Below are 22,326 nucleotides of genomic sequence, written 5' to 3'. Positions count from 1 at the left end.
GCATGGCCGAAGAGGACGCGTTGGATGCCTACTCGCGCACCGTCGTGCGCGTGACGGAGCTGGTGCTGCCCAGTGTTGCGAGCCTCACTGTACGCAGCGCCCGCGGAGTCGGGGCCGGGAGCGCGAGCGTGATCACCCCCGACGGATTTCTGCTCACCAGCGCGCACGTCGTCGCCGGCGCCCAGCAGGCGACTGTCGCATTTGCCGACGGAACACAACGCGACGCCGACGTCGTGGGCCGCGACACACTGTCAGATCTCGCCGTTCTGCTGGCCCGCGGCGGCTGTCCGCCGCCCGTCGAGCTGGGAGACGCCGCCACACTCCGGGTCGGCCAACTCGTTGTCGCACTCGGCAATCCCTCGGGGCTCGCCGGCAGTGTGACGGCCGGTATCGTTTCCGCACTCGGCCGGTCGCTCCCGACCGCATCCGGCCGGGTGATCGACGAGGTCATCCAGACAGACGCTTCGCTGAATCCCGGCAACAGCGGTGGGGTGCTGGCCGACGGCACCGGACGGATGATCGGCGTCAACACGGCGGTCGCCGGAGTCGGTGTCGGACTCGCCGTTCCGATCAACTCCACGACGAAGGGAATCATCGACACCCTCATGACATATGGCCGGGTGCGCCGCGCGTGGCTCGGCATCGCGGGCATCGAGATCGTGCTTAGCCCTGAGCTGGCAGCCCGCATCGGCTCGCCGACCGGTCTCCAGGTCGCCGGAGTGTCGGAGCACAGCCCGGCGGAGGCCGCCGGCATCCATCCGGGTGACATCGTGGTCGAACTCGATCGCAAACGCATCGTCACGACCACCGCCGTGCAACGTCTCATGGTCGAGGATGCCATCGACCGCCCGATCGAAATCACCGTCTGGCGGAACGGAGCCCTGGTCGACGTCATCGCGGTGCCGAGAGAACTCCCCCGGGTGTGAGAGACGACCCGCTCAGCTCGCGACGGCGACCAGCCCCATCTCGGCCGGACTGACCAGCAGGTCGTGCCGGGGAAGCACGCGCACGGTGTAGCCGAAGCCTCCGGCGCTGTTCAACAGAACGGTGCCGATGAACAGGCTTGGCCCGGCGCCCGGCCCCGCATCCGGCCGGGCATCGGGCGCGGCATCCGGGTCTGATCCCGTCGCCAGCGTCAGATCGGCCGTGTGCGTGTCGCTCAGCTCGTCGCCCACTTGGCTTCGGCCGTAGACGACCTGCACCGTGACATCCGTCGAACGCAACCCATTCAGCTGCACGTGGGCGCGCAGGTGAAGCTCATCGCCCACCTGCGGAACCGTGGCGACCCCGCCCGATTCCACGTGACTGACCGCCACACCGGGCCAGGCTGCGACCACGCGTTGCTTCCAGGCAGCCAGCTCTCGCGCGGCCCGGTAGCCGTCACGCGACAGCGCCTCTTCCGACCGTGCTGCCGGCCGGTACAGTTTCTCGACGTACTCCCGCACCATCCGGTCGGCGGACAGCTCGGGTGAGAGTCCGGCCAGGGTGTGGCGGATGGCGGCGACCCAGCGCGTCGGGACCCCATCGGCGCCCCGGTCGTAGAACGGCGGCGCCACCTGATGCTCGATCAAGTCGTAGAGGGCCTCCGCCTCCAACCGGTCCCGTTCGGCCGAGTCGCCGGCGGCATCCGCTGAGGGAATCGCCCAACCGTTCTGACCGTCGTAGTACTCGGGCCACCAGCCGTCGAGAATCGACAGGTTCAACGCGCCGTTCAGCGCCGCCTTCATCCCCGACGTGCCGCATGCCTCGAGCGGGCGCAGCGGGTTGTTCAGCCAGACGTCAGTGCCCGGGTACATCAACTGCGCCATCGCGATGTTGTAGTCCGGCAGAAAGGCGATTCTCCCGCGCACGGCCGGATCGGCGGCGAACTGCACGATCCGCTGAATCAGTCGCTTTCCCTCATCGTCGGCGGGATGCGACTTGCCGGCGATCACGATCTGAATCGGATGCTCCGGGTGCGTGAGCAGCGCGCGCAACCGTTCGGGGTCGTGCAACATCAGGGTGAGCCGTTTGTAGGTCGGCACCCGGCGGGCGAACCCGATCGTCAGCACCTCGGGATCGAAGACCTGGGAAACCCAACTCGGAACGATCCCGCCAGGGTTCTGTTCGCGCCAGGCAGCGGCCAGACGCAGCCGCACATCGTCGACGAAGGCACGGCGCATCGTCGACCGCACCGCCCAGAGGTCGTGGTCGCTGACGGCCGCGGAGGCCCAGTCGGCCGTCGACGTGTCGCTCGTGTTCAACCGGCTTTCGGCGAGAGCGAGCAACGCCGGGTCAGTCCAGGTGGGAGCATGCACCCCATTGGTGATCGAGTCGATGGGAATCTCAGTCTCATCGAAGCCCGGCCAGAGCCCCTTGAACATGCGGCGGCTCACTTCACCGTGCAGGCGGGACACCCCGTTGGCATGTTGGCCGAGGCGCAACCCCATCAGGGCCATGTTGAACACGTTGGGCGAACCGTCGGAGGTCTCGGCGCCGAGTGCGAGCAGGTCATCGGCGTTCAGACCCGGCAACAAATCGGTCTCAAAGTAACGGCGCACCAACGGTGCCTCGAACCGGTCGATTCCGGCCGCAACCGGCGTGTGGGTGGTGAAGACGGTACCGGCCCGCGCCACCTGCAGCGCCTCCTGAAAGCTCAGTCCCTCTCCGACCAGGCTCGAGATGCGCTCGAGGCCGAGAAAGCCCGCGTGACCCTCATTGGTGTGGAACACCTCGGGCTCCGGGTGCCCGGAGAGCTCCGTCCAGCGTTTGACCGCTCGGGCCCCGCCGATTCCGAGCAGCAGCTCCTGCAGCAACCGGTGCTCACCGCCTCCCCCATACAGCCGGTCGGTGACCTGCCGCAGGTCATCGTCGTTCTCGGGGATGTCGGTGTCGAGCAGCAGCAGGGTGATGCGCCCCACCTGCGCCTGCCAGATCCGGGCGTGCAAGGTGCGGTTGTCCGGCAGCGCCAGCGTCACCGGAACCGCCGAGCCGTCGGGACGACGCACCACCGAGAGCGGCAGACCGTCAGGGTCGAGCAGCGGGTAGCTTTCCAGCTGCCAGCCATCCGCGGAAATCGCCTGGCTGAAGTAGCCGGCCCGGTAGAACAGGCCGACACCGATCAACGGCACCCCGAGATCGGAGGCGCTCTTCAGATGATCGCCGGCCAGGATGCCGAGACCGCCCGAATACTGCGGAAGGGCGGCCGCGATCCCGAACTCCGGCGAGAAGTAGGCGATCGCCGCAGGCTTCTCCCCCTCCAACTGCTGATACCAGCGCGGCAGCTCCAGGTAGGCACGCAGCTCGGCTTGGAGCGCAGCGACCCCGGCCACATAGTCGGCATCAGCGGCGAGCTCGTCCAGCCGGGCCGGATCGACCGCGCCGAGCAGCGCCGTCGGGTCATGGCCGACCTCGCGCCAGACATCCGGAGAAATATGTTCAAACAACCGCCGGGTCGGTTCATGCCACGACCAACGCAGATTGCCGGCCAACTCCTCGAGCGCGGTCAGCGCCGGGGGCAGCACCGCACGGACAGTAAACTTGCGAATCGCCTTCACGGCTCCACCCTACGACCGTCGGATGACGAATAGGTTACGTGTCTGAAAGCGTTACGTGCCTCGGAGTGATCTCCCTGGTTTCGCGCTACGGTCGTCGTGTGGCCACGCGAGCGAAAAAACCAGCCGTCAGCGAACGAGCGCCGAGCGCGCAGCAGCAGGATGCCGCGCAGCAGCAGGATGCCGCGCCCCGCGTCGGCAGGATTCCGCTGCTCGATCTCTCCCCCCAGCTGAACGACAACCTCTGGCCCGCGAAGGCATATGTGGGCGAGGTCGTTCCGTTTCGCGTCACCGCGTTTCGGGAAGGGCACGACGCCATCGGCGTCGAACTCGTGCTCACCGCGCCCAGCGGAGCCGAGACCCAGCACCCGATGCGTCTGGCGGGTGCGGGCACCGACCGGTACGAGGCGCTCGTTCCACTGAACGAACAGGGCCTCTGGCGATATCGCGTTCATGGCTACGGCGACCTCTTCGCCACCTGGCTGCACAATGCGGCCATCAAGATTCCGGCGGGCGTCGATGTGGAGCTCATGTTCACGCTCGGCGCTGAGCTCTGCCGCGAAGCAGCGGGGCAGCGCGAGCGCAGCACGGCCGAACGTGGCAGCTTTTCGGCCGCAGCCACGCTGCTCGCCAACTCCACGCTGCCCGTCGAGACACGCTGGGCGGCCATCGACGACGAGGCACTGCGTGCTTCAATCGACGCGCGTCCCCTGACGCGCCTCGACACGTTCTCCGAAATACGGGACGTGCGGGTCGAACGCGCCCGGGCCGGTGTCGGCGCCTGGTACGAGTTCTTTCCGCGCTCAGAGGGTGCCGTACAGCGCGCTGACGGCTCGTGGCAGAGCGGCACGCTCGCCTCGGCGACCGCGCGCCTGGCCGAGGTCGCAGCGATGGGATTCGACGTCGTCTACCTGCCACCGATCCATCCGATCGGCCAGTCATTTCGCAAAGGTCCCAACAACACCCTGACCGCGGGCGAGCACGACCCGGGCTCGCCGTGGGCGATCGGGTCGGCCGACGGCGGCCACGACGCCATCCACCCCGATCTCGGCACCGAGGCTGACTTCTCGGCCTTCGTCGCTGCGGCCGGCAAGGTCGGCATTGAGATCGCCCTCGACTTCGCCCTGCAGGCGTCACCCGATCATCCGTGGGTGGCCGAACACCCCGAATGGTTCACGACGTTGCCCGACGGCACGATCGCCTTCGCCGAGAACCCGCCGAAGAAGTATCAGGACATCTACCCGATCAACTTCGACAACGACCCGGTCGGCATCCGTCTGGAGGCCCTTCGCATCCTGCGTCACTGGATCAGCCTGGGCGTCACGATCTTCCGGGTCGACAATCCGCACACGAAGCCGCTCGACTTCTGGGAGTGGCTGATTGCCCGGGTCAACGCCGAGAATCCGGATGTCGTGTTTCTGGCCGAGGCGTTCACCCGGCCGGCCTTGCTCCAGGCTTTGGCCAAGGTGGGCTTCTCGCAGTCGTACACGTATTTCACCTGGCGCAACACGAAGGACGAGCTTGCTGAGTTCTTCGACTCCCTCGCGCACGAGACGGCCGACTACCTGCGTCCGAACCTGTTTGTCAACACGCCGGACATCCTCACCGAGTACCTGCAGTTCGGCGGCCCCGCCGCGTTCAAGATACGGGCGGCGCTCGCCGCGACCGCCTCGCCCACCTGGGGCGTCTATGCCGGATTCGAGCTGTACGAAAGCGTGGCCCGGCCCGGCGCCGAAGAGAATATCGACAGCGAGAAGTACGAGTACCGGCCGCGCGCCTTCGACCGCGCCGAGCAACGCGGCAAATCGCTTGCTCCGTTTCTGACCCAGCTCAACCGCATCCGTGCCACGCACCCGGCGCTTCTGCAGCTTCGCAACCTGCACATTCACGACAGCGACGACAGCGCCATTCTGGTCTTCAGCAAGTACCTCTCTGGCAAGTTCACCGAGACCGGCCAGGATGACGCGCTCATCGTCGTGGCCAACGTCGACCCGCATTCGGTGCGGGAAAGCGTGGTGCACCTCGACGTCACCCAGTTCGGCATTCCGGCCGGCGACCGCTTCGAGGTGCGCGACCTGGTCACCGGCAGCATCTGGACCTGGTCGGCCGACAACTACGTGCGCCTCGACGCATTCACCGAACCCGTGCACATCCTCCACGTCACCCCGCTGCGAAAGGGACTCCCCGCATGAGCCGCCGTCTCCCCGACCAGGTGTTCGAGCTTCCGGAGATCCCCGAAGAGGTGCTGAACGCTGTCGCGACCGGCCGCTACCATGACCCGCACGAGGTGCTCGGTCAGCATCTGGCGAGCGTGCCCGGCGTGAGTGACCCGGTCACCATCATCCGTGCCCTGCGGCCGCTGGCCACCGAGGTAGTCGCGATACTCTCGACCGGCGCCCGGGTGGAACTCGCGCATCTGCACCACGGCATTTGGCAGGGCGTGTCCACGATCGGGTTGCTCGACTACGAGATCGAGGCCCACTACGCGGATGCCCCGGCCTGGCGCGTCGATGACCCGTACCGCTATCTGCCGACGCTCGGCGAATTCGACCTGCACCTGATCGGTGAAGGCCGCCACGAGCACCTCTGGACCGTGCTCGGCGCCCACTACCGGGATCACGCCGGAGTGCTCGGCCAGACCAGCGGCACCGCGTTCGCCGTCTGGGCGCCGCACGCGAAGGCCGTGCGCATCGTCAGCGACTTCAACGGGTGGAACGGTGTCGGCCATGCCCTGCGCAATATGGGCAGCACGGGCGTCTGGGAGCTGTTCGTTCCGGGCGCCACCCCCGGTTCGGCCTACAAGTTCGAGTTGCTCACCCAAGCCGGCCACTGGGTCACCAAGGCCGACCCGCTCGCCCGCTACACCGAACTGCCTCCGAAGACCGCGTCGGTGATCGGCACCAGCCACTACGACTGGGCCGACGACGAATGGATGTCCACCCGCCGCAGCACAGATCCGCACAGCCAGCCGATGAGCGTTTACGAGATGCACGTCGGCTCGTGGCGACCGGGACTCGGCTATCGCGATCTCGCGGACGAGCTGATCGGCTACCTGCAGGAACTCGCCTACACGCATGTCGAGTTCATGCCCCTTGCCGAACATCCGTATGGCCCCTCGTGGGGCTACCAGGTCACCGGCTACTACGCGCCGACCAGCCGGTTCGGGCATCCCGACGACCTGCGCTACCTGATCGACCGACTGCACCAGGCTGGCATCGGCGTGATCATGGACTGGGTGCCCGGGCATTTTCCGAAAGACGAGTTCGCCCTCGCCCGGTTCGACGGTCAGGCGCTTTACGAGCATGCCGATCCCCGCCGCGGGGAGCAGATGGACTGGGGCACCTACGTCTTCGACTTCGGCCAGCCGCAAGTGCGCAATTTCTTGGTCGCCAATGCGCTCTACTGGCTCGAGGAGTTCCACATCGACGGACTCCGGGTCGACGCTGTCGCCTCGATGCTCTACCTCGACTACTCACGCGAAGACGGCCAGTGGGAACCGAACCAGTTCGGTGGGCGCGAGAACCTCGAGGCGATCACCCTGCTCCAGGAGGTCACGGCGACCGCCTACAAGCGCAATCCCGGCGTTGTCTTGATCGCGGAGGAATCAACCAGCTGGGGCGGCGTCACCGCGCCGACAGTGAGCGGAGGCCTTGGTTTCGGCCTCAAATGGAACATGGGTTGGATGCACGACTCGCTGCAGTACATGCAGGTCGACCCGCTCTACCGCTCGTATCACCACAACGACATCACGTTCTCGTTCGCCTATGCGTTCAGCGAGAACTTTCTGTTGCCGATCAGCCACGACGAGGTCGTGCATGGCAAGGGTTCACTCGTTTCGAAGATGCCGGGTGACTCCTGGCAGCAGTTGGCGAACGTGCGCGCCTATCTCGCGTTCATGTGGGCGCACCCCGGCAAGCAGCTCCTCTTCATGGGCCAGGAGTTCGGGCAGCGCTCCGAATGGAGCGAGCAGCGCGGCCTCGACTGGTGGATGCTCGATCAGCCAGACCACCGCGGGTTGTTCACTCTCGTCGGCCAGTTGAACCGGAGCTACCGGGAGAACCGGGCACTCTGGGCGCTCGACAATGACTCGGCCGGCTTCGAATGGCTCGACGGCGGCGCAGCGGCAGACAATGTGGTGTCGTTCCTGCGTTGGGACGACGAGGGCAACCCGATCGCCTGCCTCTTCAATTTTTCCGGGTCCCCGCACGCCGACTACCGGGTGGGCCTGCCGTTCGCGGGAGCCTGGAGCGAGATCCTCAACACGGATGCCGCGGTGTACGGCGGCTCGGGGGTCGGAAACCTGGGGCAGGTGACGGCGGTTGCCGACCCCTGGGCCGGGCGTCCGGCATCCGCAACCCTCACGCTGCCACCGCTTGGCGGCCTCTGGCTGCGTCTCGCTCGCTGAGCGGATCTCGCCGGGCCCGCTGAGCGAGCGAGCGCGAAGTCTCTCGAGTTTCAGTGGGAAGCAGGACACAAGCGTTCCTGCTTCCCACGAAACGTGAACAACATGCAGCGACGGGCGCCGCTTCGCACCGCCCGCTAGAAAAGACGAGCTACGTGTCAGTTCACGGCCTTGAGCGCGTCGACCAGTCCGTCGCCGAAGAAGCCGTTGTTCTCGGTGCTCCCGGCACACTGCGTAGATCCGACCGGGCACCCCACATCGGTGGCCTGCTCGTACAGCACGTCGGCCAACGCCAGGCCGGAGTATTCCGGATGCGCCGACTTCAGCAGGGCTGCGACTCCGGCAATGTGCGGCGACGCCATCGACGTTCCTGACTTGATTCCATAGCCGCCGCCGGTGACGGTGGAGAGGATCGACGAACCCGGAGCGGCGATGTCGATGACGCCCAGGCCGTAGTTGGAGAAGCCCGACTTCGCGCCGGCCACCGTGGTTGAGGAGACGGTCACCACGCCGTCGAGTTCGGCGGGAATATCGTGGCAGTTCGCATCGATCGGCCTCGTCACCGGAACAGTGTCGTTGGGGCTCGAGGAGTCCTCTGTCTTGTTGGCGAGATCAAGTCCCGAGTTTCCGGCCGCCGCAACGTTCAGGACACCGTGCTTCTGCGAGTACTGCACAGCGCGGTCCACGGCGGTCTTCACCGCGACCTGATCTGGAGCGTTGTCACACCAGAACTCCCACGGATCGATGTAGTAACTGTTGTTCGTGATGTCGGCACCGGTTGCGGTGGCGTACATGAAGCCGCAGATGGCGGCCTCCGGGTAAATGAAGCCGTCGTCGCTGACGACCTTGATCGCTGAGAGGCGGACGTTCGGTGCCACACCGACGATGCCGACACCGTTGCGAGCCGCAGCGATCGTTCCCGCGACGTGGGTTCCGTGCGAGCTGGTGGTGGGTTGCCACGCTTCATAGCTGCTGTTCGGCACCCCGCTGTTGCAGCTTGCCGAAACGCTCGTATCGATGTTCGCGACCAGGTCAGGGTGGTCGCCCTGGATCCCGGAGTCGAGGACCGCGACAAGCACGTCGCGGCTCCCTTCGGTGATCTCATGGGCTTTGTCGGCGCCGATGGCGGCGATATCCCACTGTTTACCTTCCGAGGGGTCGGGAATGAGGTTGACGTCGGCCTCAACGCCTTCGTCCTTCGTCTTGGCCGTGGCCTTGGCCTTGGCCTCGTTCGAGTTGCGCTTGCCGGATTCGCCCGGCGCCAATGGATCGCTCACGCCGTACGTCGGGTCGGTCGGGCCGACTGCGGCCGTGCGCGTCGCACCCACCGACAGCACAGCCTTCTCAGCGGCGAGAGTGCGAGCGAAAACGGCGTTGTCAGATTGAGCGATCACCACGCCGATCTCGGCGTACGACTCGATGACGGTTCCGCCCGCTGCGGTGACGGCACGCTCCACCTTGAGCGTTCGACCTCGATTGGCCGTGGTCACATTGATGGCGTAGTTCATCAGCGCGCCGGGCTCGATCGCGGTTCCGTGGCGGGGCGAGTTGGTCGCCGCGGTCGCCATACTGGGAACGAGGAAGGTGGCGCCGAGGGCGGCAGTCAACGCCACTCCTGCGACAAGACCGCGCCGTCTCATGGGTGAATCGGTACTACTCCGGAGAGTGAACATCGTGCTCCTGATCTCTTGTGGCTTCGATGAAGCCAGACGCTGCGTCCGGCACCGTCGGGCGTTGTGAGCCGACGGTGGAACACAGCGAGAAGGCACTCGGCCTTCTCTGGAGCAACGCTAGGGAGGCGGCGTCGAAGCGGCTAGTCGACTCTTAGGAGGACCACCGGTCGCGCGCGCCACCTACACATCAGTAGAGTAGCGCAGCCAGTCGCGCGCGCGCCGGCGGCACCCGGGGGTCGTCGAGGCCGACAACCTCGAACAACTCAAGCAGGCGCTGGCGGATGACATTCTTTCCTTCCGCATCCTGGCTCGGGAACAGGGTGAGCAGACGATCGAACGCGTCGTCGATGTGGCCGCCCGACAGGTCGAGGTCGGCAACGAGCAGCTGGGCGTCGATGTCGTTCGGCGCGGCGGCGGCTTCAGCGCGGATCACGGGAATCGTCTTTCCGGTCAACCGGTCGAGCAAGCTGACCTGGGCGAGACCGGCGACGGCCATGGTGTCCCGGGGATCGCTGGCCAGGGCCGCCTTGTACTCGGCGATGGCCGCGGTGTAGTCGCCGCGCTCGATCGCGTCATACGCCGCCTGATGGCGCGGGGGCAACGGAATGTCGACGGGCTCGGCCGGAGCAGCGTCAGGAGCGCCATCGGCATCCGCGGCCGAAGCCGTACCGGTGACGCCGTTCGAGGCAGCAAGTTCCAGCACGCGTTCGAACACCTCGCGCACCTGTGCCTCGGGCACTGCGCCCGAGAAGAGCTGCACCGGCTGTCCGCCGATGACCGCCGCGACCGTCGGAATCGACTGCGCCGCGAACGCCTGTGACAGCTGCGGATTCGAGTCGACGTCCACGGTGGCCAGAACGAGCCGTCCGCCGAACTCAGCGATCAGTTTCTCCAGCACCGGTGTGAGCGTCTTGCACGGCTCGCACCATTCGGCCCAGAGATCAACGATCACCGGCACGATCTTCGAGAGCTCAAGCAGCTCACCGAAGTTCGTGTCTGTGCCTTCCAACACCAGGCTCGGCACCGGAATGACGGTACCGGCGGGCACACCCGCGGCACCGGCGGCACCGGTTGCGTCAGCCGCGCCCGGGGCCGGCCGGTTCACGAGCGACGACAGGTCGACTGCTCCGCGCAGGTTTACTCCAGAGGGGGGAACGGTGGTCATGGGAGCTCCGCAGATGAGATCAGACCCTGGGCGAATCCCAGGAGGACGATTTTTTCGTTCGAGCCGGCGGCGGGAACGTGGAACAAGAGCTGGTCGCCATAGGTGCTCTGAATGCCCTTGGCCGTGGCCGCTACGCCGGACAGCGCGGCGCTGGCGCCCGACGGGCTCACCGTCGCGCCGGCATCCACCGGCTTCACCGTTTCGGTTTCGTTCACGTTGACCGCCACGATTCCGCCTGAGTCGATGGTGCCGAGCGCGATGGCCGGGCCGGGGCCGGGGGCGGCACCGAACTCAATCGATGCGGTGGTCGGCAGACCAGCCTTCTTCGCCTGCTGATCCTGTGCGATCTGAGCGCGGAACGAGTCGCCCTCTGCCTCAAAGAGCGGGTAGAACGAACTTGCCTCGCCGTGCAGCAGGATGTCGGAATAGGCGGCGGCGATCTGGTCGGGCGGCAGCACCAACAGCTTGACGTCAGGCTTGATAATCGGCGCACCGATTGAGGCCGGAGCCACTTCAGGGACCGGCGCGCCGGGCTCCAACTGCACCGCATAGTCGACGTGATAGTTGGCACGAGCCGACTCCTGGCTCAGCACGAGCGCGATCGGGGCGACGGTCGGATCGTCCTTGGCCTTGACGACGGTCATCACGGTGCGTGGCCAACCCGCCGACTGCTGCGGAAGGATGAGCTCGAACTTCGAGTCGGGAATCGCAGTGGGTGCGGGATAGTCGGCGATCTTCGCGCGGATCTTGTAGTTGGAGAGACGCTGCTCGAGGGCCGGGCCGGTGAACCGGGCGGCAATCGCGTCGACGTTGAGGCTGGCATCGGCCTCTGTCGCAACCTGGGAGATCTCCTTCACGATCTGCTCCAGCTGCGGCACGGTCACGGCCGGCGGCGGCACATCTGCGGCTGCGTCGGGGGCGACCGTAGCATCCGGTGTCGGAGTTCCGGTGGCGGAGGGCGACGAGGCCGAACTCGGCCAGAAGTCAGCGGAGCAACCGGAGAGCACGAGACCAGACACCAGCAGCACCGGCACGACGGCACCGAGCGAGCGCGCCACGGAACGCCGTTGCCCGGTGATCTCGCTCGCCTTGATCATCTTCGGACGCGGTGCACGGGGAAGTTTGGGCATGCGGGGGCCGCGCGGGAGGTTGCGCCGGGGCCCGCGGGAGCGGCGCAGGTGAAGAAGAGCCCACAGATAGAGAGCAAGACCGATGAGCGCGAGAAGCGCGCCTCCGACGATGAGCGGACCGGCCCACGGCGTGGCGTTGTTCGTCGGCCAGGAAATGCTGATGTTTTTCGGTGCAGGGTCGGTGCCGTCCGAAGCGACGATCAGCGAGATGCCGTCTGGCACGTTGATCGTCGTGGTGAGGGACCGTTCTCCCCTGAACTCGCCGAGCCACAGATCCGAGCCGGCCGGGTTCGTTGGCAGGGCGGCGTCCGGGGCGGGTTCAGCCGGGGCAGGTTCAGCCGGGGTGGACGAGTCGGCCGGTGCGGCCTTCTGCACCTTGGCCGACAACTTCTCGGCGTCTTTCTTCAGTGTGACTTTGGCGAAACTCGAGTCGCCGACCCAGGCCGTGACATCCGCGCTCCGGCCGTAGGCGATGAAAATGGGGCCCGGACCGCTGACCGTCACGCTCTGCGCGCCGTCGTGTGCGGACAGCGCGCTGGAATCGACGACCACATAGGGGGCGTCGTCGGGCACGGTCGCCGAGAGGCTCGTGAATGCCGGTTCCAGAAAAACCGTTCGCTGGGCGATGCCCAGCACAATCATCACTGCCGCGAGTACAAATGCCACGATGGCAAAAACAAAACGCACGTAAACCCTCCTGTGTTGCCAGATCGAGGTCGCTAGTCGTGCACGCACTCCCCTGTTCGGGCCCGAATGACAACAGACACAGACCGATCACGATACTTGATCTCCCTGAGTGCCGCCTAATAGTAGCCTGAGCCAGTCGCACGAACATGCCCCGTGCGTCAGGCTAAAATTGTGAGGCTCGCGTTGATCGGGCTTGATGTGAGGAGAACACAGTGGCGACCGACGAGGGTGATTTCACTCAGGCCTTTCGCGGCTATGACAAGGACGAAGTCGACAAGGCCATCCAGGGCCTGCGACGCGACCTGATCCAGTCGAATGCGCAGAGTACCGAAGCGACTAAAGAGGTCAAGCGACTGACCCAGCGCATCGAGGAACTCAACGCCGAGATCGAAGAGGTCGGCAGCCCCACCTTCTCCGGCCTCGGAACCAAGCTTGAGAACACGCTCCGCGTGGCAGAAGAGCAGTCGACGCGGGTGATCGCCCAGGCCGACATCGATGCCGACAAGCTGCGCGCCGCTGTCGACGCCGAAGTATTCACGCTCCGCCGCGATGCGACAGAGCACGCAGAGCGCACGCTCTCCGACGCCGCGGTCAAAGCCCGCCGCATTCTGGAAGACGCGCGTGCCGAGGCCGACGACTTCGTCGCTCGCGCCGAAGAAGAGCGCGAACTGATCACCCAGGATGCCGCCCACGAAGCAGCGTTCGCCCGGGGCGCAGTCGCCACCGAAGTTGCCGAACTGCGCGCCACCGTCAAGCGTGAGGTCGCAGCGATTCGCTCCGAAGCTGACCGCGAGGCCGCCGAAGTGCGTGTCGTCGCCCAGCGCGAAGCGACCGAAGCCCGCGAGATCGCCGCCGGGCTGACCAGCGAAACCGAGCTGACCCGCGCCGAGGTTGCTCACGAGCTCGATCAGCAGCGCGCCGATCTCGCGCGTGAGACCGAACAGGCTCGCATCGACCTGGCCACCGAAACCGAGCAGACGCGCGTCGACCTGGCGCGCGAGACCGCCGCCGCCAGGCTCCTGATCGCTCAGGAGACCGAGACGGCCCGAGCTGAACTCGACGCCGAGCTCGAGCAGGCACGCACCGATCTCGCTCGCGAGCTCGAGCAGGCCCGTGCCGACCTCACGGTTGAAAGTGACCAGGCGCACACCGACCTGTCCCGTGAACTCGACCGCAAGCGCGCAGCTGTCGCGCACGAAATCGAACTCGCTCGCGCCGATCTGGCCGCAGAGATTCAGCAGTCCGCCGCCGATCTGGCCCGCAGCACCGAGCAGTCACGTGCCGACTTCGACGCGGAGAGTGAGCAGGCGCGCATCGATCTCGAGAACCACCTGACCGCTGCCCGCAAACGCGGTGAGCATGAGGCCGCACGTCAGAAGCGTGAAATCGAGCAGACCCGCGCCGACCTCGAGGTGGAGCTGAAGGCGCGCCGGGACGAGGCAGAGAAGGAACTTCTCGCCCGCCACCAGGAGGCTGTCGCCCAGACGCAGAAGTTCCAGGCTGACGCCACGAACCAGCTGACCGAGACCACAAATCGCACCACTGAGCTGCGTGCACTGAACGAGCAGCTCGACACGGTGGCTCGTGAAGAGGCGAAGGCTCAGAAGAAGCAGGCCGACGACAACGCCGAGCGCATCGTTCACGAGGCAGAAGACAAGGCACGTGAGCTGATCCGCGAGACTGAAGAGCGCACCCGGGCACTGGTCGCCGACGCGGAGTCGCGTCTGGCCCAGATCAGGGTCGAACGCGATGCCGTCGCCGGCTACTTCGAGAGCCTCCGCGGTGTTCTGACCCAGGCAGAAAGAATCGCCGCCGACGACGAGTAGCATCGGCAGTCAGGCTTGACTCGGCAATGACGTGACAGAGGGGGACGAGGCGTGAAGATCAATAACGCTTTTCGCTTGGGATTGATCGGCACCCTCGGCGTCGGAGTCGGTCTACTGATCATCTCCTCGGTGATCACACTGCAGACGATCATCATCTACATCGGTGCGGCGTTGTTCCTCTCCTTGGGCCTCGACCCGGCAGTTTCCTGGCTGGAGAGAAAGAAGGTCCCCCGCTGGGCAGCAATCTTGACGGTGCTGCTCAGTGTGGTCGCCGTGCTGACCGGGGTCATCCTCGCGATCGTCCCGATCGTGGTCGACCAGGTCTCTAAGCTGTCGAAGATCCTTCCTCAGCTCATCGAAGGCATCAACACGTCGACGTTGATCGACGACCTGAAAGCACAGTTCCCCGGGCTGGACATCGACAAGATCATCACGTCGGTCACCGACTACCTGGGCGGAAACCTCACCTCGATCACGTCGACGATCGTTCAATCGGGTTTCGCCTTTGTCAGCGGCCTGTTCGGCGGCCTGATCATTCTGATTCTGACGCTGTACTTCACCGCGTCGCTTCACAACATCAAGCGCGCGACCTACCAGCTCGTGCCGGCGTCGAAGCGGGCCCGGTTCGCTGACCTCAGCGAGCAGATCACGACGGCCGTTGGCCGCTACGTGGTCGGGCAGGCCGCCCTGGCCGCCTGCAACGGTGTGCTGAGCTTCATCTTCCTGTCGATTATCGGCGCCCCGTTCCCGGCCCTTCTCGCCTTCATCGCATTCCTGTTCTCGTTGATCCCCCTGGTGGGAACGATCACCGGGTCGATCATCATCGTTCTGACCTGCTTGATTCCGGGAATCGGAAGCTCCACGCTCACCGCGTTCGTCGCGGCAATCTACTACCTCATCTACATGCAGGTTGAGGCGTATGTCCTGAGCCCGAACATCATGAACCGCGCCGTCTCCGTTCCCGGCGCCGTCGTGGTGATCGCGGCATTGGCCGGTGGCAGCCTTCTCGGGCTACTCGGTGCGCTGGTTGCGATTCCCGTCGCCGCATCCGTGCTGATGATCATCAAACAGGTCGTCATTCCCCGCCAGAACGAGCTCTAACCTCGGTCGGCGTCCCATTCGGTGGGGAGTGGGATCGCTGACGGGTTGACCTGCGCGACGATCTCAGTGAGGATGCGCCGCGACTGGGTCTCCCCCACCCAGAGGTGTTTTCCACCGGCAACAGCGATCAGCTGAGCGTTCGGAACTCCCGCGAAGCGGGCGACGGCCTCATCGGGGCGCAAGTAGTCGTCGTGTTCGGGGATCACAGCGACCAGACGACGTGAATCTCCCGCCCAGGCGGCCAGGTCGACGTCGGTGGCTCGGTGCAACGGTGGCGACAGCAGAATCGCACCGACGATCGGGTGCTCCAAGCCGTACTTGACGGCGAGTTCGGTGCCGAACGACCAACCGACGAGCCAGGGGTTCGGCAGCTGGCGCTCTGCGACGAACGCCATAGCGGCGGCGACGTCGGCACGCTCGGTGACACCTTCGCCGAACGCTCCGTCGCTGATTCCGCGCGGCGACTGGGTTCCCCGGGTATTGAAACGAAGCACAGCCAGGTCGGCGAGGGCAGGCAGCCTGGCCGCCGCTTTTCGCAGAATGTGGGAGTCCATGAAACCGCCGTGGGTGGGCAGAGGATGCAACGTGACCAGGGTGGCGACCGGGGCACGATCGACCGGGGTGGCGAGTTCGCCGACCAGGGTCAGGCCGTCGCTGGTGTGCAGTTCGATCTGCTCACGGATGGCCGGAAGTTCGATTCCGCCACGGACTTCAACGGCATGGGACGCCACGGGTGCTCCTTCTCTTGCTTGCTACTTGAGTCGCCAGCAGTGTGTGTGCCAGTGTCGGCGGGCGGCGAGGTCGGCAGCGTCGCCGGTCACACCGTCGGCGCGCCAGGCGACGAGGTGCTCACGACCGACGGCGATCTCGAGATTGCAGCCGGGACACAGGTAGACCTTCACCGCTTTGATGGCGGGTACGGGTTGCACGTTCCAGTCCCCGTCACGCTTTGATTCGGTGTGACGTGTTCCAAAGAGCACACTCGACAGGTCGGTGTCGGCCGCGTCGTCCCCTCCGGGCTTGCGGCCCCGGGGGCGGTTGCTGCGCGGCATCCCACCAGTCTAAAAGGTTGCCCACGCACACTCCCGATCTCGGGCGGCGAGTCGCTGCTAGTACCAGCCGGCGTCTTCGGAGTGGGCCCAGGCGCCGCAGGGGCTGCCGTAGCGCCCGCTGATGTAGCCGAGGCCCCATTCGATCTGAGTCGCCGCGTTCGTCTCCCAGTCGGATCCGGCCGAGGCCATCTTCGATCCGGGGAGCGCTTGCGGAATTCCGTAGGCGCCGCTCGATCCGTTCATCGCATTGACGCGCCATCCCGACTCGCGGCTCCAGAGCGACACCAAGCAGTTGTACTGCTCCTCGCCCCAGCCGCGGGAGGACACCGCACCTGCCGCATAGGCCTGAGCCGAACCCGGGTCGGGGATCGCCGCGGTCGGCGCGACGAACGTCTTCGCCACGGGAGGCGGCGGGGGCGGCGGCGGCGGCGGAGCCGCCGTGAAGGTGAACGTGTCGCGCGTGATGGTGTTGGTGAAGCCGCTGGCGACGAACATGCTCTGCTCCTCCTGGCCGCCAAAGCGCTCCCCCACAGCCTGGAAGTACGGCGACGCCGTTGCGCCGGAATACGGGTCAACCACGTTCACCAGCACGAAGGCGGATGCCGCGGAAAACGCGAAAAGAAAGAGGGACGCCTTACTGCGGGAACGGGGTCGGTGCATCACAGCCCTCGCTGGTCTGGTGACCGCTACGGACTGGACGTCGTTTCTGAAACTAGCCATCGGTACCCGACCTTAGCCCAGATTGGGGCGGAGGGCGGAGAAGCACGGGGCGAGTCAGCGAACAGCCAACATCACTTCGACGACGCTGTCGAGCACGGCGTCCACCTGAACCTCGCGGTATCCACCTCGCTGCGGGCGAAAAACCGCGCCGCGAACGTCATCGACGGTCAGCGGAAAGTCGTTGTCGAAGTACTTCACCAGGCGACCGGCGAACCTGTCGACATCCGCACGGTTGTAACCGAGGCTCAGAAAGCTGACGCGGGAGAAACGGCGACCGGCGTCACGGCGGAGCCGGGCGGCGATCACCTCCGAGTCGGCCTGCGCCTTCTCGGTCAACGCCTCTGCGCCGACCTGCGCCACAAGCTGCGCACGCTCGCGAGCCGCGAACGCGTCTTCGAGGCGCTCCAGCGCCGCATCGACGTGCTCGGGAGAATACCCGTTCTTGGTCATCGAGAATGCCGTGGCCCTGATCTGCACAGCGGTGAGAGCAGTGGGAGCCGACTCGTCATAGGCGCTGCGGGCGGACGCAAGAAACTTCTCGACCTCGCTGACTGAATAGCCACGGGTCTTCTTGCCGGTTCGGGGAAACGTAGTACTCACGGCCTCATTCTCCCCTACTCGTGATCGACTTGTCGAAACCTGACACGGCTAGGCGAAGATCAGATACAGCGCGTATGCGGCAGCTGCCGACGGCAAGATCGAGTCGAGCCGGTCGAGGAATCCACCGTGACCCGGCAGCCACGAACTCATGTCCTTGATGCCCAGATCCCGCTTGACCAGTGATTCAGCGAGATCGCCAAAGGTCGCGGTGAGCACGATGACCGCACCGAAGATCAAACCGAACCACCAGGGCTGTCCCAACATGAACATCGCAAGAAGCACGCCGACAACCAAGCAGGTCAGTGCGGCGCCAAAGAACCCTTCCCAGGTTTTCTTCGGGCTGATTTTCGGGGCCATCTTGTGCTTGCCGAAGTTCAGACCGCTCACGTACGCACCGGTGTCGGCCGAGATGACCAGAATGATGAAGGCGAGAGTCCACCATTGTCCGCCGGGCTGGGTGGTGAGAAGAACGGCGAAGCTCGCGAGAAACACGACGTAGATCTGTACGAGAAAACCGGCGCCGATGTCTTTCAGCACATTGCTGACCGAGGCGCGATACCGCGGCCACGCGCACTGCGCCACGCGCCACAACGCAATCAGCAGGATGCCGGCCAGGGTGGCCAGCCATTGACCGACGGCGTCCCAGTAGAACGCGGCGGGCACGACCGACACCGCGGCAATGACCACGGGTATCCGGGGCAGTGTGCGCCCGGCATGGCTGAGCGCCTGGGCGAACTCGAAGGCGGTGAAGCCCACGATCACCACGGCGAAGATCATGAACAGCTCTTTGATGAAAATCAGGCTCACCACGAGCACCAAACCGAGCGCGAGCCCGATCAAGATTGCCAAGATCAGGTTGCGCCCGGTTTTGGCTTGAATTCGGGCATTCGTCGCATCGAGCTGCGCCCTGGTGGCTTGCACCTGACGCTCGACATCGGCTCGTGCCGCGCGCACTTGAGCGCGGAACTCGGCCCGGCTGACGCCGTGGCCACGCCGGTGCGGGCGCTCCCCCTGAGGATCTTCCACCATGACGCTGAACCCCTAGATCTCGAGGAGTTCGGTTTCCTTGCGCTTCAGAGCATCGTCGATCGCGTCGACGTGTGTCTTCGTGATCTGCTCGAGCTCCTTCTCGGCGCGCGCCACTTCGTCGTCGCCGACCTCGCTCTTCAGCGCGTCGAGCTCATCCTTCGCCTTGCGACGGATGTTGCGCACCGACACCTTGGCGTCTTCACCCTTGGTGCGCACAATCTTCACGAACTCTTTGCGGCGGTCCTGGGTGAGCTCCGGCAGTGACGCGCGGATGACGGCGCCGTCGTTTCCGACGTTGGCCCCCAGGTTCGGGGTGTCGCGGATTGCCTGCTCGATGTCGCGCAGGGCACCCTTGTCATACGGGGTGATCAGAAGCGTGCGGGCTTCCTGGTTCTGCAATGCGGCGAGCTGGTTCAACGGGGTCGGCGTGCCGTAGTAGCTCACCATGATCTTGGAGAACAACTGAGGGTTTGCACGACCGGTACGCACGGTTCCGAAGTCGTCTTTTGCGGCTTCGAGCGCCTTGCTCATGCGTGAGGTGGCGTCGGACAGAACATCCGTGATCACGGGAACTCCTTCTGTGGGGGCTTCACTAATCTTAGTTGGAGACGAGGGTGCCGAGGTTGGCGCCGAGGATGGCAGCGGTGACGTTGCCGTCCGGCGCCATGCCGAAGACCTGCATCGGCATCCCGTTGTCCATGCAGAGGCTGAAAGCCGTCGAGTCGACGACCTTGAGTCCACGCTGCAAGGCGTCCTGGTAGGTGATGGCGTCGATCTTGTGCGCATCGGGGTTGGTGCGGGGGTCGTCGGAGTACACGCCGTCGACACCGTTCTTCGCCACCAGCACCACGTCGGCAGCAATCTCGAGCGCGCGCTGCGCGGCAACGGTGTCGGTCGAGAAGTAGGGCAGTCCGGCGCCGGCGCCGAAGATGACGACGCGGCCCTTCTCCAGGTGGCGCTCGGCGCGACGGGGAATGTAGGGCTCGGCAACCTGGGTCATGGCAATAGCAGACTGCACACGAGTTTCAGCGCMGGCCTGCTCGAGGAAGTCCTGCAGAGCGAGAGCGTTCATCACTGTGCCGAGCATGCCCATGTAGTCGGCACGGCCACGATCCATCCCCCGCTGGGAGAGTTCCGCGCCGCGGAAGAAGTTTCCTCCACCGACGACAATGGCGATCTCAACCGTCTTGGCGGCTTCGGCGATCTCACGCGCGAGGGCACTGACGACGTCAGGGTTGACGCCGAGTCCGCCGGCGCCGAACGCCTCTCCGGACAGCTTGAGGAGTACCCTGCGCTTCTTGATTGTCTGGCCCTGGCCTGTTTCTGACATGCGTGGGAGTCCTTCCATTGATCTTGATGATAAAGCTACTGGGCGCAGCGCTGTGCGCACAGAAAAGGGAGACCGGATCGCTTACGCTATCCGGTCTCCCTCAAGTTCTGACTTAGGCGCCGACCTTGAATCGGGCGAAGCCCGACACGGTCAGGCCTGCGTCGGAGAGAACCTTGGCCACTGACAACTTGTTGTCCTTGGCGTAGTCCTGCTCGAGCAGTGAAACCTGCTTGAAGAACGCGTTGACGCGACCTTCGACGATCTTGGGCAGTGCCGCTTCCGGCTTGCCTTCGTTCTTCGAGATCTCGGTCACGATCTTGCGCTCGGCCTCAACGGCTTCGGCAGGAACGTCTTCGCGGGTCAGGTACTCGGGGTTCGCGAACGAGATGTGCTGAGCAACGCTGCGCGCCGTCTCAGCGTCATCACCGGAGTAGCCGACCACAACGCCGACCTGCGGGGGCAGGTCCTTGCTGGTCTTGTGCAGGTAGATCGCGAACTTCTCACCCGTGACGGATGCGACGCGACGCAGTTCGATCTTCTCGCCGAGGATTGCTGCCTCGTCGTTGATCAACGTTGCGACGTCGGCGTTGCCGGCGGGAGCAGCGAGGCCTTCTTCGACCGAGGTGGCGCTGGCAGCGGCAACCGCGTCCAGAACCTTCTCGGACAGTGCGACGAACTTGTCACCCTTTGCAACGAAGTCGGTCTCGCAAGCGAGCTCGATCATGGTTGCGATGTTGCCGATTTCCTTGGCGGCCACGAGGCCCTCAGAGGTGGAACGGTCAGCGCGCTTGGCGTTGCCCTTTGCACCCTTGAGACGCAGGATTTCGACGGCCTTCTCCATGTCGCCGTCGGCTTCGACGAGGGCGTTCTTGGTGTCGACCATGCCCGTGCCAAGACGCTCGCGCAGAGCCTTGACGTCAGCGAGGCTGATGCTTGCCATGTGGGGGTTCCTTACTTGGTCTCGTCAGCAGCGTCTGCTGCAACAACAGCGGCGTCTTCTGCAACAACTGCGGCAACTTCGCCTTCGACGAAGTCGGCTTCAGCGGCTGCAACAGCAACGTCGGCGACCTTGGCGGTCTCGGCGGAGGACTGTGCCGGGGTGGTGTCAGCGTCGATGATCTCCGACGTCTGGAGAAGCTCAGCTTCCCAAGCCGCCAGCGGCTCAACCTCTGCACCCTCTTCGGGCTTCTGGTGACGCTGGATGAGGCCCTCGGCTGCGGCGTCCGCGATGATGCGGGTCAGCAGGCCAACGGAGCGGATGGCGTCGTCGTTGCCCGGGATCGGGTACTGAACGTCATCGGGGTCGCAGTTGGTGTCGAGGATCGCGATGACGGGGATGCCAAGCTTCTTGGCTTCGTCGATGGCGAGGTGCTCCTTGTTGGTGTCAACAACCCACAGCGCCGACGGCGTCTTCGTGAGGTTGCGGATACCGCCGAGGCTCTTGTGAAGCTTGACGAGCTCGCGCTTCTTGATGAGCAGTTCCTTCTTCGTGAAACCGCTCTTCGCGGTGTCTTCGAAGTCCAGCTCTTCCAGTTCCTTCATGCGTGCAAGACGCTTGGAAACGGTCTGGAAGTTGGTGAGGAGGCCACCGAGCCAGCGCTGGTTGACGTAGGGCTGGCCGACGCGCGTTGCCTGCTCGGAGATGGACTCCTGAGCCTGCTTCTTGGTGCCGACGAAGAGGATGGTGCCACCGTGGGCCACCGTCTCCTTGACGAAGTCGTAGGCCTTGTCGACGAATGCAAGCGACTGCTGCAGGTCAATGATGTAGATGCCCGAGCGCTCGGTGAAGATGAAGCGCTTCATCTTCGGGTTCCAACGACGGGTCTGGTGCCCGAAGTGGACGCCACTGTCGAGCATCTGGCGGATTGTTACGACGGCCATGAGCCGTTCTCCTTATCCGACGCACGCGGCAAAGCCGGCGCACGCCAATCGGTTTGCGCGGTGATCGGTCGATCACCACTCCTGGTGCCCGGCACGCATCCGCCAAACATCGAGAAGATGTCAGGACCGAGTGGATGTTGGAGCCGAGTGGGCACGCGTAGTCATCCCGAATCACCGGGATGCTTCGAAAACTCTAT

At 65.2% G+C, this 22,326-nt stretch carries 18 protein-coding genes; 5 read left to right on the top strand and 13 right to left on the bottom strand.

Going from position 1 to position 22,326, the window contains the following annotated elements; translation table 11 throughout:
- Positions 1-2 precede the first annotated feature (2 nt).
- The gene (locus AB4Y63_RS07730; protein ID WP_441790461.1) at positions 3-926 is read left to right on the top strand and encodes a S1C family serine protease; all 924 of its coding nucleotides are present in this window, start codon (positions 3-5) and stop codon (positions 924-926) included.
- A gap of 12 nt (positions 927-938) precedes the next feature.
- Here AB4Y63_RS07730 and glgP read toward each other — a convergent pair whose 3' ends face one another.
- On the bottom strand, positions 939-3,536 hold the full coding sequence (glgP, locus tag AB4Y63_RS07725; RefSeq protein ID WP_441790460.1) for an alpha-glucan family phosphorylase: 2,598 nt from the start codon (positions 3,534-3,536) through the stop codon (positions 939-941).
- Positions 3,537-3,634: 98 nt separating this feature from the next.
- Here glgP and AB4Y63_RS07720 point away from each other — a divergent pair, with 98 nt between their 5' ends.
- Both AB4Y63_RS07720 and glgB read left to right on the top strand, forming a co-directional pair.
- A complete protein-coding gene (locus AB4Y63_RS07720; protein WP_441790459.1) occupies positions 3,635-5,725 on the top strand; it encodes an alpha-1,4-glucan--maltose-1-phosphate maltosyltransferase in 2,091 nt (696 codons plus the stop codon).
- Positions 5,722-7,938 carry a 1,4-alpha-glucan branching protein GlgB gene (gene glgB / locus AB4Y63_RS07715; protein WP_441790458.1) on the top strand — a complete coding sequence of 739 codons (2,217 nt, stop codon included), beginning with the start codon at positions 5,722-5,724 and terminating at the stop codon, positions 7,936-7,938. Before AB4Y63_RS07720 ends, glgB begins: the two co-directional genes overlap by 4 nt.
- A 155-nt stretch (positions 7,939-8,093) precedes the next feature.
- On the opposite strand, the gene AB4Y63_RS07710 is transcribed toward glgB, so the two are convergent.
- From AB4Y63_RS07710 to AB4Y63_RS07700, 3 genes are all read right to left on the bottom strand, one after another.
- Entirely contained in the window at positions 8,094-9,575 is a 1,482-nt protein-coding gene (locus tag AB4Y63_RS07710; protein ID WP_441790457.1) for a S8 family serine peptidase, read from the bottom strand.
- A gap of 220 nt (positions 9,576-9,795) precedes the next feature.
- The gene (locus AB4Y63_RS07705) at positions 9,796-10,773 is read right to left on the bottom strand and encodes a tetratricopeptide repeat protein (protein ID WP_441790456.1); all 978 of its coding nucleotides are present in this window, start codon (positions 10,771-10,773) and stop codon (positions 9,796-9,798) included.
- Complete coding sequence (locus tag AB4Y63_RS07700; protein WP_441790455.1) at positions 10,770-12,590, bottom strand: hypothetical protein; 1,821 nt, start codon at positions 12,588-12,590, stop codon at positions 10,770-10,772. The genes AB4Y63_RS07705 and AB4Y63_RS07700 overlap by 4 nt, the downstream gene beginning before the upstream one ends.
- 212 nt (positions 12,591-12,802) lie before the next feature.
- Here AB4Y63_RS07700 and AB4Y63_RS07695 point away from each other — a divergent pair, with 212 nt between their 5' ends.
- Together AB4Y63_RS07695 and AB4Y63_RS07690 are read left to right on the top strand one after the other, a co-directional pair.
- Positions 12,803-14,416, top strand: coding sequence for a hypothetical protein (locus tag AB4Y63_RS07695; protein ID WP_441790454.1), 1,614 nt, complete (start codon positions 12,803-12,805; stop codon positions 14,414-14,416).
- Between the two features lie 51 nt (positions 14,417-14,467).
- Positions 14,468-15,517: an AI-2E family transporter gene (locus AB4Y63_RS07690; RefSeq protein ID WP_441790453.1), complete on the top strand. Its 1,050-nt coding sequence runs from the start codon at positions 14,468-14,470 to the stop codon at positions 15,515-15,517.
- On the opposite strand, the gene AB4Y63_RS07685 is transcribed toward AB4Y63_RS07690, so the two are convergent.
- The 9 genes from AB4Y63_RS07685 to rpsB form a co-directional block, all read right to left on the bottom strand.
- Complete coding sequence (locus AB4Y63_RS07685; RefSeq protein ID WP_441790452.1) at positions 15,514-16,248, bottom strand: alpha/beta hydrolase; 735 nt, start codon at positions 16,246-16,248, stop codon at positions 15,514-15,516. The genes AB4Y63_RS07690 and AB4Y63_RS07685 overlap by 4 nt on opposite strands.
- Positions 16,249-16,269: 21 nt before the next feature.
- Positions 16,270-16,569: a hypothetical protein gene (locus tag AB4Y63_RS07680; protein WP_441790451.1), complete on the bottom strand. Its 300-nt coding sequence runs from the start codon at positions 16,567-16,569 to the stop codon at positions 16,270-16,272.
- A 57-nt stretch (positions 16,570-16,626) separates the two neighbouring features.
- Complete coding sequence (locus AB4Y63_RS07675) at positions 16,627-17,229, bottom strand: lytic transglycosylase domain-containing protein (protein WP_441790450.1); 603 nt, start codon at positions 17,227-17,229, stop codon at positions 16,627-16,629.
- Positions 17,230-17,343: 114 nt separating this feature from the next.
- On the bottom strand, positions 17,344-17,889 hold the full coding sequence (locus tag AB4Y63_RS07670) for a DivIVA domain-containing protein (RefSeq protein ID WP_441790449.1): 546 nt from the start codon (positions 17,887-17,889) through the stop codon (positions 17,344-17,346).
- 48 nt (positions 17,890-17,937) lie between these two features.
- The gene (locus AB4Y63_RS07665) at positions 17,938-18,918 is read right to left on the bottom strand and encodes a phosphatidate cytidylyltransferase (RefSeq protein WP_441790448.1); all 981 of its coding nucleotides are present in this window, start codon (positions 18,916-18,918) and stop codon (positions 17,938-17,940) included.
- A 12-nt stretch (positions 18,919-18,930) separates the two neighbouring features.
- The gene (gene frr, locus AB4Y63_RS07660) at positions 18,931-19,485 is read right to left on the bottom strand and encodes a ribosome recycling factor (RefSeq protein WP_441790447.1); all 555 of its coding nucleotides are present in this window, start codon (positions 19,483-19,485) and stop codon (positions 18,931-18,933) included.
- Positions 19,486-19,516: 31 nt separating this feature from the next.
- Positions 19,517-20,248 (bottom strand): UMP kinase, encoded by a 732-nt coding sequence (pyrH, locus tag AB4Y63_RS07655; RefSeq protein WP_441790446.1) that lies wholly within the window; start codon positions 20,246-20,248, stop codon positions 19,517-19,519.
- 112 nt (positions 20,249-20,360) lie between these two features.
- Positions 20,361-21,188, bottom strand: a complete 828-nt coding sequence (gene tsf / locus AB4Y63_RS07650; RefSeq protein WP_441790445.1) for a translation elongation factor Ts — start codon at positions 21,186-21,188, stop codon at positions 20,361-20,363.
- A gap of 11 nt (positions 21,189-21,199) precedes the next feature.
- Complete coding sequence (gene rpsB, locus AB4Y63_RS07645; RefSeq protein WP_441790444.1) at positions 21,200-22,129, bottom strand: 30S ribosomal protein S2; 930 nt, start codon at positions 22,127-22,129, stop codon at positions 21,200-21,202.
- Positions 22,130-22,326 lie beyond the last annotated feature (197 nt).

It is taken from the genome of Leifsonia sp. YAF41, from assembly GCF_052113185.1.
GTDB lineage: Bacteria > Actinomycetota > Actinomycetes > Actinomycetales > Microbacteriaceae > Cryobacterium.
Note: the sequence above shows the minus strand (reverse complement) of the source record. Positions and strands in the feature narration are given on the sequence as shown.

What these genes read in the sequence shown, in the direction of transcription:
- AB4Y63_RS07665 (WP_441790448.1), bottom strand. Translation starts at nt 18,918, where the DNA reads ATGGTGGAAGATCCTCAGGGGGAGCGCCCGCACCGGCGTGGCCACGGC.
- AB4Y63_RS07705 (WP_441790456.1), bottom strand. Translation starts at nt 10,773, where the DNA reads ATGACCACCGTTCCCCCCTCTGGAGTAAACCTGCGCGGAGCAGTCGAC.
- rpsB (WP_441790444.1), bottom strand. Translation starts at nt 22,129, where the DNA reads ATGGCCGTCGTAACAATCCGCCAGATGCTCGACAGTGGCGTCCACTTC.
- AB4Y63_RS07675 (WP_441790450.1), bottom strand. Translation starts at nt 17,229, where the DNA reads ATGCACCGACCCCGTTCCCGCAGTAAGGCGTCCCTCTTTCTTTTCGCG.
- AB4Y63_RS07730 (WP_441790461.1), top strand. Translation starts at nt 3, where the DNA reads ATGGCCGAAGAGGACGCGTTGGATGCCTACTCGCGCACCGTCGTGCGC.
- AB4Y63_RS07710 (WP_441790457.1), bottom strand. Translation starts at nt 9,575, where the DNA reads ATGAGACGGCGCGGTCTTGTCGCAGGAGTGGCGTTGACTGCCGCCCTC.
- tsf (WP_441790445.1), bottom strand. Translation starts at nt 21,188, where the DNA reads ATGGCAAGCATCAGCCTCGCTGACGTCAAGGCTCTGCGCGAGCGTCTT.
- AB4Y63_RS07680 (WP_441790451.1), bottom strand. Translation starts at nt 16,569, where the DNA reads ATGCCGCGCAGCAACCGCCCCCGGGGCCGCAAGCCCGGAGGGGACGAC.
- glgB (WP_441790458.1), top strand. Translation starts at nt 5,722, where the DNA reads ATGAGCCGCCGTCTCCCCGACCAGGTGTTCGAGCTTCCGGAGATCCCC.